At 52.8% G+C, this 13,596-nt stretch carries 9 protein-coding genes; all 9 read left to right on the top strand.

Features of this window, described 5'->3' with window-relative positions; all coding sequences use genetic code 11:
• Positions 1–5: 5 nt before the first annotated feature.
• Entirely contained in the window at positions 6–1,364 is a 1,359-nt protein-coding gene (gene tssK, locus D5398_RS24100; RefSeq protein ID WP_120509881.1) for a type VI secretion system baseplate subunit TssK, read from the top strand.
• Positions 1,361–2,047 (top strand): type VI secretion system protein TssL, short form, encoded by a 687-nt coding sequence (gene tssL / locus D5398_RS24095; protein WP_120509880.1) that lies wholly within the window; start codon positions 1,361–1,363, stop codon positions 2,045–2,047. Before tssK ends, tssL begins: the two co-directional genes overlap by 4 nt.
• On the top strand, positions 2,047–3,738 hold the full coding sequence (locus D5398_RS24090) for an OmpA family protein (protein ID WP_120509879.1): 1,692 nt from the start codon (positions 2,047–2,049) through the stop codon (positions 3,736–3,738). The genes tssL and D5398_RS24090 overlap by 1 nt, the downstream gene beginning before the upstream one ends.
• Positions 3,739–3,770: 32 nt before the next feature.
• On the top strand, positions 3,771–4,262 hold the full coding sequence (gene hcp / locus D5398_RS24085) for a type VI secretion system effector Hcp (RefSeq protein ID WP_104924884.1): 492 nt from the start codon (positions 3,771–3,773) through the stop codon (positions 4,260–4,262).
• Between the two features lie 172 nt (positions 4,263–4,434).
• On the top strand, positions 4,435–7,089 hold the full coding sequence (tssH, locus tag D5398_RS24080) for a type VI secretion system ATPase TssH (protein ID WP_120509878.1): 2,655 nt from the start codon (positions 4,435–4,437) through the stop codon (positions 7,087–7,089).
• Positions 7,086–9,455: a type VI secretion system Vgr family protein gene (locus tag D5398_RS24075; RefSeq protein WP_120509877.1), complete on the top strand. Its 2,370-nt coding sequence runs from the start codon at positions 7,086–7,088 to the stop codon at positions 9,453–9,455. Before tssH ends, D5398_RS24075 begins: the two co-directional genes overlap by 4 nt.
• Before the next feature lie 19 nt (positions 9,456–9,474).
• Positions 9,475–9,744, top strand: coding sequence for a PAAR domain-containing protein (locus D5398_RS24070; protein ID WP_113876427.1), 270 nt, complete (start codon positions 9,475–9,477; stop codon positions 9,742–9,744).
• 35 nt (positions 9,745–9,779) lie between these two features.
• Positions 9,780–12,599 carry a T6SS effector BTH_I2691 family protein gene (locus D5398_RS24065; RefSeq protein ID WP_120509876.1) on the top strand — a complete coding sequence of 940 codons (2,820 nt, stop codon included), beginning with the start codon at positions 9,780–9,782 and terminating at the stop codon, positions 12,597–12,599.
• Positions 12,596–13,596 (top strand): putative type VI secretion system effector (locus D5398_RS24060; RefSeq protein ID WP_162940837.1); only part of this gene is annotated, 1,001 nt, incomplete at its 3' end. The genes D5398_RS24065 and D5398_RS24060, both read left to right, overlap by 4 nt.

Raw genomic sequence — 13,596 nt, 5'->3', positions numbered from 1 at the left:
GCACCATGAAGATTGAACGTCCTTTATGGACACGCGGTGTTCTGGTTTCACCGCAACAGTTTCAGCAACAGGCCTCTCTGGAGGCCTGGACTAACGAATGCATCGCGCAAATGGGCGTTATGCATCCCTGGGGCGTGCTTCATGCAATATTTGAGCAGGATGCACTGGCGCAGGGACGTCTGAAGGCGGAACGATTGCAGGTTCGCTTTCAGGACGGGTCTTTGATTGATACTGATTGCGCTGATTTGTTGCCTCCTACGCTAACGCTGGCAGCGACCCTGCCGGCGGATGCTACCGGAGCGATCGTCATGCTGGCGATACCGCAACTCTATGCCAACGGAGGCAACTGTCTTCTACCCGATGAAAGGGCTGAACGTCCGGTGCGTTATCGTCAGGGCTGGCGCGATGTGCAAAACCAGTACGGGGATGATAAAAAACAGGTCGCGGTGATGCACCATGAACTTACCCTGCGCCTGGACTCACAGGAAAACAGCGATTACCAGACATGTCCGGTTGCGCGGTTATTACGTGATGCGCAGGGCCGCTGGGTACAGGATATGAACTTTATCCCGCCTCTTTTGAGTCTGCATGCCAGTCACTGGTGTAACGAACAACTTGAACTATTGATGGTTCAGTTACGGGCACGCTTACAGCGTCTAATGGGGATGCGCCGTGAGAGTAATGCGCGTATGGCCGACTTCGCCGTCGCCGACGTCTCATTATTCTGGCTGCTCAACGCACTCAACGGTGCTGAGCCGGTGTTGGGTAATTTCCAGCGCCACCCGCAAGTTCATCCGGAGCGCTTATATCAGGAACTTGCGCGACTTGCGGGCAATCTGCTGACTTTCTCCCTGGAACATGACGTTACTGCTATTCCTACGTATCAGCATGACCGCCTGACAGAGGTCTTCCCGCCGCTGTTTTCCTTGCTAAATATTTTGCTGGAAGCCAGTCTTCCATCCCGCGTTATCGCGATAGAACTGGTTCATGAACCCCGCATCAATCAGTGGCGTGCAGCCCTGCACGATCCGCGTCTGCGTGAACGCGAAGAGGTGGATTTTTACTTGTCGGTTCGTTCCACGCTGTCTTCAGCCCAGATCCAGACTCAGTTCCCGCAGCTGTGTAAAGTTGGCGCACCCGATGATGTGGGTAATGTCGTCAATGTGGCCTTAAGTGGTATTCCTTTGCGTCCGTTGAGCCATGTGCCTGCAGCGATCCCACTGCGTCTGGAAAATCAGTATTTCTCTCTGGATCTTACCCATCCTGCAGCGCATCAAATGATGGAAGCAGGCACCTGCGTCTTCTACGTGCCGGGCACGCTGGGTGACATTCAGCTTGAACTCTTTGCGGTGTTACGCGCATGAGCCAAACCATGATAACGACAACACAGTCTGTTGATATTGATGCCGTGCTGGCAGATACCTGGTTGCAGGTGATCAGCCTGCGTCAGGGAATGACCTGCCCGGAAGGGGAAGGACAAATCTTCTGGAAACGCTGCGTCGCTGATATCGAACACGTACAACAGAAACTGAAAGAAGCAGACATCAGTGAACAAAACTGTCAGCACATCATGTATGCCCAGTGCGCTATTCTGGATGAAACCGTCAAAGGGCGCAGTGTTCGGGATGACGCCTACTTTGTCTGGTGTAATTCCCCGCTGCAGGCGTACTTTTTCAAAACACTGGATGCGGGTAATCAGTTGTATGAAAGGATGCGTACAGTGCTTCGGGAACCTGCGCCGGATATCGCCGTGCTCACCTGTTTTCATCGGGTCCTGATGCTGGGCTTTCTCGGCGGTTATGCTTCGCAGGCAGTGACTGAGCGGGAGCAGTTGGTCGAACAGCTTTCCGCACGGGTCCCTGCATTCAGCTTTGCGTCATCACGTCCTGTTCTGGCAATGGCGTCTTCGAGTAATCGCCTCGCAATATGGCTACGCTACTGGCCGGTACGGCTTGGCCTCGCCGTGCTTATCATCGCCTTGCTGTGGTGCGGACTGGATCACTGGCTGTCCGGTTTATTGACGACGTTGTTGCCGGGGTCAGTGTAATGAGTCCGATGTGGCGACGTGGTTTATGGCTGTGGGCGGGTATTCTGGCCGGCACTCTGTGTCTGGTCTTCCTGCCATTTTCATCCCTGATGCGCTGGCTGGCCTTTGGATTCGCGTTGATCATCTGCCTTATGTGGATGTGGCGTGCGGGTCAAAAGCAGGTATCAGAGTTTGAAGAAAGTCATTTCGACGGGCTTCCGCCGGAGAAATACCGGCTGCCTGTCGTTTTGGTCTGCGGTGACGATCTCGCGTCTCTGTTTGGTACTGATACTGTACATGTGACAGCGCAGGGTTGCTGGTTACGGGTTGATGAAAGCAATTCTTTGCGGCAGGTTGCCCGACAGTTACTGTGGCAGCGCCCCGAGTGGGCGAAACAGCTGGCGGTCATGCTGACGGTCAATCCTCAGCAACACAGCGACGAACGCATACTCACTACAAGTCTGTATGAGCTGCGCTGGCAGCTCATGCAATTACGTCGTGACATCCGTCGTCCCCTTCCTCTGCTTCTGAACTGCACGATTGCCACCAGTGCCGCCGACGCACCGGTCTGTTTATCTCAACAGCACGTACGTCCGGTAACGCTATGGCCCACGGCCACGATGCCGGAAACGCTGACAAACTGGCAACGTGAAGCCGGTGACATCCTGCACGCCCGACGTATGAAACAGACCGTCATTTTCAACCATCAAAATGACTGGCTGAATGCGCACGTGCTGTCTGAACTGCAAGCGCGAAACGATGATGTCGCCAGTATCTCTGTGCAACAGGTGATCCTACATCAGGTCTGCGGACTGAACGGCATTGAACCCGACTCCCTCTGGCAGCAATGGCTTAGTGCACATACTTCTCTGACACAGGTTGCCGGATGGCATCCCGAGCCAGATGCCGGTAACAGTCTGCTGGCCTTCCCGGACTTTATCTTTACTGATCTGCCTTCAGGCAGCGGCATTTCATCCCGTCGTCGTGCTTTACGTCATGGTGTCACTCTGTTGACCATCGCTGCGATTGCTGCGTTGTGCAGCAGTGCCTGGCATAACCGCCAGCTTCTGCATCGTGTGGGTTTCGATATCCACCATTACAACAGTATCGGGATGCAGGATTACGTTCCAAAGGCGAAAGCGGTAGAGATATTGCGCCGCGATGCCGCGCAACTTGATGACTGGTTCCGTAATGGTGAGCCTGCACGTCTCGGTCTGGGTCTTTATCAGGGAGAACGCCTGCGTTTGCCTCTGATGACTGCCATCAAAAGCTACGTTCCACCACCTCCTCCGCCGGAACCGGTCGAAAAGTCACCACCAAAAACGGTGCGTCTTGACGCCCTCTCCCTGTTCGATACCGGTAAGTACGAGCTGAAACAGGGCTCTCTCAAGATGCTGGTCAATGCTCTGGTTGATATTAAGGCCAGGCCAGGCTGGCTGATTGTGGTCGCCGGTCATACCGACAGCACAGGTGATGCCATAGCCAACCAGACCTTGTCGTTTAAACGAGCGGAATCTTTGCGCGACTGGATGCTGTCGACCAGCGATGTCTCCCCGACCTGCTTTGCCGTTCAGGGCTACGGTCAGAGCCGCCCTATTGCAACAAACGATACACCGGAAGGCCGTGCGGCTAACCGTCGTGTCGAAATCAGTCTGGTGCCGCAGGCCGACGCCTGCAAAGCAACAGCAACCCCAAGTTCATCAAATGATTGATGAATGTTTATCTTAGAAATGGAGAACTACCCATGGCAATTCCTGTTTATCTGTGGCTGAAAGACGACGGCGGTGCAGACATTAAAGGTTCTGTAGACGTTAAAGATCGCGAAGGCAGCATCGAAGTGGTTGCACAGGAACACAACCTGTACATCCCGACCGATAACAACACTGGCAAACTGACGGGTACCCGTATTCACACCCCGTTCCTGTTTACCAAAGAAATCGATTCTTCCAGCCCGTACCTGTACAAAGCGGTGACCACCGGTCAGACCCTGAAATCCGCTGAATTCAAATGGTATCGCATCAATGACGCTGGCCAGGAAGTTGAATATTTCAACACCAAACTGGAAAACGTCAAGCTGGTCAAAGTCGCGCCAGAAATGTACGACATCAAAGATCCGGCAAAAGAGAAACACAACCACCTCGAGCGCATTGAACTGCGTTACGAAAAAATCACCTGGACTTATAAAGACGGCAACATCATTCATTCCGACTCCTGGAACGAACGTACCACCGCGTAATACCTCGCAGCAGACGGTTCGCCGTCTGCTGTTTTTGTTGTTTCCAAAACTGCCCTGACCCAACGGACAGTTTCGTAAACACCAAACACTTCGGACATCGACCTTATGGGCCTGGGTTTCCTGCAAAGGAAAAGGCTAAGGGCGGTAGCGTACCTAAAAAAGGGAATTCTGCATGGAACAACAATCAGCCGTCTTACTTCGCCGTCTCAACCCGTATTGCGCTAAAGCACTGGAAGCCGCCGCCACCTTGTGTCAGACACGTGCACACGCAGAAATCACCGTCGAGCACTGGTTGCTGAAGTTGCTGGAGCTGGGCGAAGGCGACATTACCGTGCTGGCCCGTCGCTATGAATGGGATATGGACGCCTTGTGGCAAAGCCTGCTTGCACACCTCGATGCCCTGCCGCGCACGGTTCATACCCGCCCGCAGCTGTCCGGTGATTTACAGGCGCTGATGAAATCCGCCTGGCTGGCGGCGTCCTTGCAGGACGACAATGAGACGGTGCGCAGCGTTAACTTGCTGGAAGCGCTGGTCGCCAAACCTAAGTTGCTGCATTGCGAAGGTCTGTGGCCGTTGTTCAGCCTGAGCGAAGAACATATCCGTCGCCTGAAACCGATGCTGGATGCCATTTCAGAAGAGCGCCCGGAGCTGCAACAGCAGGAAAGCCTGAGCCGCACGCCTTCATCCCTTTCCGATACCCCCTCAGAACAGAATGCCGATGCCAGCGTATCCGGCCAGTCGTTGAGCGAAGCGCTGCAAGCCGCGCTGGATAAATTCACGCTGGACGTTACCGCCAAAGCCAAAGCCGGACACATTGATCCGGTATTTGGTCGCGATAATGAGATCCGCCAGATGGTGGATATTCTGTCCCGACGTCGTAAAAACAACCCGATTTTGGTCGGCGAACCGGGCGTCGGGAAAACCGCGCTGGTGGAAGGTCTGGCACTGCGCATCATCGAAGGCAACGTGCCGGACAGCCTGAAGACGGTCAGCCTGCGCACGTTAGATCTCGGTCTGTTACAGGCCGGTGCCGGTGTGAAAGGCGAGTTCGAACAACGCCTGAAAAACGTCATCGACGCGGTTCAGCAGTCTCCAACGCCGGTTCTGCTGTTTATCGACGAGGCCCACACCATTATCGGTGCCGGTAATCAGGCCGGTGGCGCCGACGCCGCTAACCTGCTCAAACCCGCTCTCGCACGCGGCGAACTGCGCACCATCGCCGCCACCACCTGGTCTGAGTACAAACAGTATTTTGAACGTGACGCCGCCCTTGAGCGCCGCTTTCAGATAGTCAAAGTGGATGAGCCGGACGACGAGATGGCCTGCCTGATGCTGCGCGGACTAAAATCCCGTTACGCGCAACACCACGGCGTGCACATCACCGACGAAGCGGTCAAAACCGCCGTCAGCCTTTCGCGCCGCTACATCACCGGTCGTCAGCTGCCGGACAAAGCCGTCGATCTGCTCGACACCGCATCCGCCCGCGTTCGCATGAGTCTCGATACCCTGCCGGAAGCGCTGACCCGCCTTAAGGCAAAGATCGCCGCGCTGGGGATGGAAGAACAAGCATTACTGGAAGACATCGCACTCGGCAGCCAGTCCCACGGCGACCGTCTGGAGAAAATCGACGAATTGGATCGCGAACTGAATGCACAGCTTTCTTCGCTCGAAACTCAGTACGAAGCCGAACAATCCCTGACCCATCAGTTGCTGGAAATCCGTCAGGACATAAGCCGTCAGGAAGATATTCATTCTTTGCAACACCAGCTGGCGCAGTTGCAGGGCAGCGCTCCGCTGCTGTCTCTGGATGTAGATGTGCGCACCGTTGCGACCGTCATTGCCGACTGGACCGGCGTGCCGCTGACCAGTCTGCTCAAAGACGAACAGACGGATCTGTTGCAGCTTGAGAACCATCTGGGCAAACGCGTCGTCGGGCAGGATCATGCGCTGACAGATATGGCACAGCGCCTGCGCGCCGCCAAAACCGGCCTGACTTCTGAGAACGGCCCGCTCGGCGTATTCCTGCTGGTCGGCCCGAGCGGCGTCGGTAAAACCGAAACCGCACTTTCCCTCGCTGACTGCCTGTTCGGTGGCGAGAAATCGCTGATCACCATCAACCTCAGTGAATATCAGGAAGCGCATACCGTTTCCCAGCTCAAAGGCTCGCCTCCGGGCTACGTCGGTTACGGTCAGGGCGGCATTCTCACCGAAGCCGTGCGTAAACGTCCGTACAGCGTCATCCTGCTCGATGAAGTGGAAAAAGCCCACCGTGACGTCATCAACCTGTTCTATCAGGTGTTCGACCGCGGCTTTATGCGCGACGGCGAAGGCCGCGAAATCGACCTCCGTAACACCGTGATCCTGATGACTGCCAATCTCGGCAGCGACCACATCATGCAGTTGCTGGATGAGCAACCGGAAGCCACCGACGGCGAGTTACAGGAAATGCTGCGCCCTATCCTGCGTGATCACTTCCAGCCCGCGCTGCTCGCCCGTTTCCAGACGCTGATTTATAAACCCCTGAACGCCGTGGCGCTGCGCACCATCGTTGAGATGAAACTGGCGCAAGTCGCCAAACGTCTGAACAAACATTACGGCCTGCGCTGCACCATCGAAGAAAGCCTCTACGACACGCTGGTCGCCGCCTGCCTGCTGCCGGACACAGGCGCGCGCAACATCGACAGCCTGCTCAACCAGCAGATCCTGCCGCTACTGAGCCAGCAACTGCTGCAACGCATGGCCGGTCAGCAGCGCACAACCGCACTGGCGCTGGGCTGGGATGAAGAAGAAGGGATCACGCTGGAATTTGACGGAGAAGAAGCATGAGCATACCGACATCACCGTTTTTCGATCACAGTCACCACAAACTCGCCGTGCATGGCAGCAGCGCACCGCTGGATATCCTGAGCTTTGAAGGTCAGGAGTGGCTGAGCTCGCCGTTTAAATATGACATTCAGTTCACCAGCGCTGACAAAAATATCGATGCGAAAACCATGCTGATGCAGGATGCCTCGCTAACGCTACAAGCTCCGGTTGCCGAAGCATTCGGCGTGTCCGCTCAGCAACCGCTGCGCGTCGTCCAGGGCGTCATCACCGGGTTCAAACATCTCTCCACCTCAAAAGATGAGAGCCGCTACGAACTGTGTCTGCAACCGCGCCTCGCGCTGCTTTCCCGCAGCCATCAGAACCGTATTTATCAGGACATGTCCGTGCCGGATATCGTGGATAAAATCCTGCGCGATCGCCACTGCATGCGTGGACAGGATTTTGTCTTCACGCTCGCTAAAGAGTACCCGCGTCGCGAGCAGGTAGTGCAGTACGGGGAAGATGACCTGAGGTTTATCTCACGCCTGCTGGCGGAAGTCGGTATCTGGTTCCGCTTCACTGCTGATCCGAAGCTAAATATCGACGTCGTCGAGTTTTACGATGACCAGCAGTTCTACCAGCAGGGACTGACCCTCAGTGCGGTACCACCGTCCGGCATGCACGACAGCGGCGTCGAGTCCGCGTGGGCGTTATCGAGCATCCATCAGGTCGTGCAAAAATCCGTCAGCACCGGTGATTATAACTACCGCACCGCAACGTCTGACCTGTCAGGCAGTGCGGATATTACCCGGGGTGATCCCCGCACCTACGGCGAAGCCTATCATTACGCTGATAACTACCTTACCGCCGGCGCCGAAGGCCGCGATTCTGAAATCGAGAGCGGCGCATTCTACGCCCGCCTTCGACATGAACAGTATCTGAATAATCAGACGCGCTTTGCAGGTGTGGCTAATGCCGCCACCTTGATGCCGGGCATGGAACTGAAGGTGACCGGCAGAGATGCTCCGCAGGCGTTTACTCAGGGTGTGATTATCGTTCACACCCGTAGTTCGGCACGTCGTGACAAAAGCTTTGAAGTTGAATTTGAGGCTATTCCGTATTCCGAGGATTATTGCTTCCGGCCTGTCCCGACCAGCAAACCGGTGATGGCCGGCACCCTACCTGCCCGCGTCACCAGTACCACCGCCAATGACTCTTACGGGCATATTGATAAAGACGGGCGCTATCGCGTCAATATGCTGTTCGACCGCGACGCCTGGGAACAGGGGTACGAAAGTCTGTGGGTGCGTCAGGCGCGCCCTTACGCCGGTGATACCTACGGCATGCATCTGCCGTTGCTGGCGGGGACTGAAGTGGCGATTGCCTTTGAGGACGGTAATCCCGACCGTCCGTATATCGCCCACGTGCTGCACGATTCTGCGCACGGCGATCACGTCACCATCCAGAACTACAAACGCAACGTCCTGCGCACGCCATCGAACAACAAACTGCGCCTTGACGACGAACGCGGCAAAGAGCACATCAAGCTCAGCACCGAATACGGAGGCAAAAGCCAGCTGAACCTCGGCCATTTAGTGGACAGCGGGAAACAGCAGCGCGGCGAAGGGTTTGAATTGCGCACCGACAGCTTCGGGGCCATCCGTGCTCAGAAAGGGATCTTCATCAGTGCCGACGGCCAGTTAAAGGCGCAAGGGAAAGTGCTGGAGATGGATGCTGCGCTAGCAGAGCTTGATGCTGCACGCCAGATCACTGCAGGTTTGAGGAATGCCGCAGAAGCAGCACAGGCTGAGCTCGCTGATTTAGCGAAACAAACTGATCTTATGAACGCCAGCTTAACGCAGCTAAAACAGCAAGTTTTGTTAATGTCTGCACCTTCTGGCATTGCCATGGTGACCCCAGCCAGTGTGCAGTTATCTGCACGTGAAAACTTAATCGCTACCACAGGCGAGAACGCTGACTTCAGCATAGCGAAGAAATTCAGGCTTGCAGTCGGAGATGCTCTAAGTCTTTTTGCCCACCGAATGGGCATAAAGATGTTCGCGACCGCGGGAAAAGTAGAGATTCAGGCACAAAACGATGCATTAGATCTGCTGGCACAAAAGCAACTCACGATCGCCAGCCAGGAAGATAAAGTGTTGATAACCGCAAAAAAAGAACTTCTTCTCAATTGTGGTGGTTCTTATATCAGGCTCAGCGAAGCAGGAATTGAGATGGGCACAGCAAAAAATGTCCTGATGAAATGCATTGTGGTACAGCGTATGTCCGCAGCAACGTTAGAAAGTACGATACAAATTCCTTCAGGTTGTCGTCCTGGTGTTGTTAAAGCCAGCCAGGCACAAAATCCTTCAGTCAATCTCAAATCATAATCATCACTGGTTAAACACTATGTCTATTAAAAAACTGGCTCTTCTCGGTGACAAAACAACTTTTGGCAGCATTGTTTCTGCGACATCTTCGTTTATTGATGAAGGTAAAAAAATAGTACAGAGCGGCGATTTAGCTTCATGCAGTAAATGTAAAAATGTCTTCCCCATCAATGGCACAGCATCGGGATGGATAAATGATGGGACAAAACAAGTACAGGATCAGGATCAGGTCTTGTGTGGCTGCAATGATCATAAAGTCTTTGCTCAATCTGTTCTCCTAAATGGGTGAATTAGTGATTTAAAGCAATGCGTAAGGAATAACTCATGGCTTGTAATAATGAATGTAAATCTACCGGATTAGCAATCTTACCTGTCCGCTATGCCGTCGTCCCAAAAACCATCAAGTCCTCTTTACCAGGCTGGGCACAAGATCCCCAAGTAAATGATATCAATTTGGAAAACGGTGATCATTATGCTCTGCGGACCCTGCGTCAGGGGTATCTCTATTTGTTTTATGAGAAAGGCGCTCTGGGCAACCATTATTGGCAATGCTTCAGTATTGCCAGCGACGGTTCGCTTTGGCTCCAACACTCTGCTTCTCTGCCTCAGGAAATCACTTCACCCGACTGTCATTCGGACTCGCATGACGCCAGCATGGTCGAATTTTTTTGTATCGCAGCCCCTCAAAAATGCGGAGATGTCTGGCTGGCCTATAGTCAGTTCAGATGGAGTGAGACCACGCTTGAACGCTATAAAAACGACCCTGCCCTGCGCGTTGAGCGCATGCAAAAAATTCAACCCGCAGCCTGGATAAAAAATCCTGCCGCTAAAGGGGTAACACAGGCCACTGCAGAATCATTGCAAACCGTGCTGGATTATCAGGATGTCGCCGTTTCTGGATTAATGCCGGACCAAAACTCTGGTTCCAGAAAAAATCTGAGTTCTGCCCCACCAGTGGCACGAATCATCTACAGCGAAAACAAAGAGTCATCTTACCCTGCTGCTAAAGCAGAGGTGATCCAACCTACAGGACCGGTAAAATACTCTGTCAATCAGGCTCTGCTTAATTCATGGTCAACACTTTACCCTTGGGCCGTGACCCGCGCAGGTAAACACACGCTGGCTGCGGAAAAGATGGCCACTCGCTGTGAAGACAATGCCAAGCCGATGATTATTCCTCTCTGGGATGCAGTAGGGATCACCCATGAGCTGAATGGCTGGGGAATGGATGTCCTCGGACGACAGGCCCAGTTTGCCTTTGAACGCGATCTGGATTTAAAAACTCACCGGGATCTGGAAGGTTTGCAGGCGCTCCTGAGTAATGCCTCACAGAACAACATTGAGCGGATTCGTGCCCGGATGGGAGAAGGCGCGTTTTATGCCTCTCCGGAACTCAGCGCGTTACGTCGGGCTGCCTGGGCTAAAAAATATCACAACGACGCTGAACTATTGAATCAAGCCATGAGCGATTGTGACCTGTTAGATCAGTGGGGCGCCGCCAACGTGAATGAGAGTTTTGCCAATGAGCTGATGCGTTACCCTATGCAACCTCTTGCAAAACATCAGCAGGAAGTTGCCCGATTAAAACAACAGGTTCAGCAGGATCTGGCCGCAAGGGAAAGCGGTTATCAAAAAGCCGTTGGGCAGAAAAGAGCACAGAGCTGGGAACCTTACGCTGCCAGACTTAATACAGCAAAACGAGAAGACTTTGTTCGCTGCTATCAGCAACTTTGCGAAGACATCACAACACTGTATGAAAAACGCTCTGGCAGTATACTTAACTGGCTGGTCGCACCTTTATTTATTGCCACACTTGAAGATTTCCATTCAGAAGAATTCAGTGATGGTATTTACTACCAGTCGATCGTCACGGCAGCAATTTGTGGCGTTGGCAATACCCCGCGCGGAAAAGCCTTAATTGACAAGTGGCGGGACGGACTCAGTGCCAGTGATTGCTCCAATCTGTTATGGCGCTCGGTTGCCGCGAACGATCCCGGGATCATCAGCGAACTCGATCAGCTTCTTCAGCAAGCAAAAAGCAAAAAGGACGATCATTCTCCTATCTCCTCGGCCACCTTAACGCTGGCGATTTCCCAGGCGGGAAACCTGAAGAAGTACACCAATTTTTATCAGAAGGCGAGTAAAGAGTGGTCAAAACCACTTCCTGCTGAGGCCCACTGGACAGACAAACAACTCTACAAAATGGACGGTTTTATGTCTTCGGTGGGAGACCGGATTTTTAATCTGAAAAAATTCGGTGACAAACTCGACAGCTTTACTGAAATGGTATTCAAAAGTATTTTCTCATTGCGTGCCGGTGTCCCGCCCGAACACGTTATGAATCTGATGGGCGCCCAATTAACGGAAGGGCCTGCCTACCGCGCCTCCCTGTTGCAGGAGTTAAAAGCCAGCAAAGGGTTTATGGAAGTTAATCAGGCCAAAATGGCGAAATATCAGCAATTGAACAGCGCCTGGGATGACTTTGCCAGCAAAGATGAAGGTAATGCCATTAAAAACTCCCGTATCGGTTTGGTAATGCTGTTCTTTAATGCCCTCGATTTTAGCTATTTGTATACACAGTCTAAGGGCGATCTCAAAAGTCTGGCAACGCTGGCGGCCAGCGGCCTGACCATGATTTACCAGGTCAGTGATATTGTGTTACCAGCAATTGAGAAAGGCGAAAAAGCCAGTGCACTGACGGTCGGTTTAGTAAAAGGTTTTGGTGCTTTAATGGGGGCGGCAGCTTCAGCAATCAGTTCTTTTTTAGATTACATAAAGGGCGCCGACGAGTTTCAAAAAGGCCGCTTTGAATTGGTTTGTTTTTATGCTTTAAAAACCATCGCAGATTTATTAGGAGCAGTTAAATATTTCGGGATGTTTTTGGGTGCAGTTGGCTTAACGACTGCTGAAACAAGGATCATCGCATTGCTGGCTGCACGTAGATTCGGAATCCGCATGCTGGCTATTCTCATGACATGGGAATTTTCTGTGGCCTTGATTTTCTTACAGATTATTATTACCTGGATTGCAGATGATGAACTGCAGATTTGGTGCCGCCAATGTTACTTTGGCGAAGCCCCTCTAAATATCAGCTACAGCGAACAGTCAGAAAGGCTCAGTGCAGCAATTAAGGAGGTATTATGAGAGGGGAAAAACCGGTCAAATTGCGTGAATTACAAGAAGAAGTACAAAATAAAAAAGATATGTGGGAAGGGTCTAAAAACAGATACCGTGATAATGCCCCTGATGCAACATTAGAGAGAATTGCAATGAGAGAGGCTGCATATCAGGAAGCAGCCAACCGCTTAATGACGCTCCCGCCCCCTCCCGTGCTCCCGCCTGTCCACGGCCTTTATAAAGTCACCGGCAAACTCGAAGCCTTTAGCCGCCTGCGCTGTCAGGCCGATTTTGATGTGGACTTTTACCGGACTAATACCCTGCCCAGTGCCTCAGATAACCAGCGACTGGCCGGAGGTCTCACCGCCATTGCCGCCGGTAGCCCGGCTCTGGGTGCCCTTGCGGCTTCTGAAGATAAACCACTGGTCAGCACGGCTGACTATATTCAGGGGCAGATAAAAGGGATGCCTTTCCGGGGCTGGGTCGGTATGACCGACCTGAAAGTCGGTGATGACGTCGAACTCGTAGCGGAATGGCAGGTGGATCATTACGAGGTCTACGCTATTGCGTTGCCACAGGAAAGAATTATTTCCGTATGCCCCCGGTGTAATATGGGCAGCACAGCATATTGTTGGCTACGAATGAAATACATGCTTATTACCTTCACTCTCCTGATGATGATTTTCTTTTTTGTAACTCCATGCGCCCTCGATGGTGATTACATTACTGCTATGAATAAACTATTGGAAATGAAGGTTTATGGAAAGCTTTGGCTAATCTTCGGGACAGTCAATGCACTAGCCTCTATCGCTATCGCAGTTTTCGCCTATAAAGCCTATGCATCGACCACTTGCAAATTAGCCGAAGATATATTCAGGGTGATGGATTGGAAAGTTGTTGACGAAATTGACCTAAATAAAACCACCGCTAAACATGAACGAACACTAAAACGTCAGGGGAAATGGTATTCCCCCAAACGAAAAGATAAACCTCTCCGCCCGACCAGCAAGTGGGCAGGTTCCTA

This window comes from Rahnella bruchi, from assembly GCF_003614975.1.
Taxonomy (GTDB): Bacteria; Pseudomonadota; Gammaproteobacteria; order Enterobacterales; family Enterobacteriaceae; genus Rahnella; species Rahnella bruchi.
Note: the sequence above shows the minus strand (reverse complement) of the source record. Positions and strands in the feature narration are given on the sequence as shown.

What these genes read in the sequence shown, in the direction of transcription:
- tssK (WP_120509881.1), top strand. Translation starts at nt 6, where the DNA reads ATGAAGATTGAACGTCCTTTATGGACACGCGGTGTTCTGGTTTCACCG.
- D5398_RS24090 (WP_120509879.1), top strand. Translation starts at nt 2,047, where the DNA reads ATGAGTCCGATGTGGCGACGTGGTTTATGGCTGTGGGCGGGTATTCTG.
- hcp (WP_104924884.1), top strand. Translation starts at nt 3,771, where the DNA reads ATGGCAATTCCTGTTTATCTGTGGCTGAAAGACGACGGCGGTGCAGAC.
- D5398_RS24075 (WP_120509877.1), top strand. Translation starts at nt 7,086, where the DNA reads ATGAGCATACCGACATCACCGTTTTTCGATCACAGTCACCACAAACTC.
- D5398_RS24065 (WP_120509876.1), top strand. Translation starts at nt 9,780, where the DNA reads ATGGCTTGTAATAATGAATGTAAATCTACCGGATTAGCAATCTTACCT.
- tssH (WP_120509878.1), top strand. Translation starts at nt 4,435, where the DNA reads ATGGAACAACAATCAGCCGTCTTACTTCGCCGTCTCAACCCGTATTGC.
- D5398_RS24070 (WP_113876427.1), top strand. Translation starts at nt 9,475, where the DNA reads ATGTCTATTAAAAAACTGGCTCTTCTCGGTGACAAAACAACTTTTGGC.
- tssL (WP_120509880.1), top strand. Translation starts at nt 1,361, where the DNA reads ATGAGCCAAACCATGATAACGACAACACAGTCTGTTGATATTGATGCC.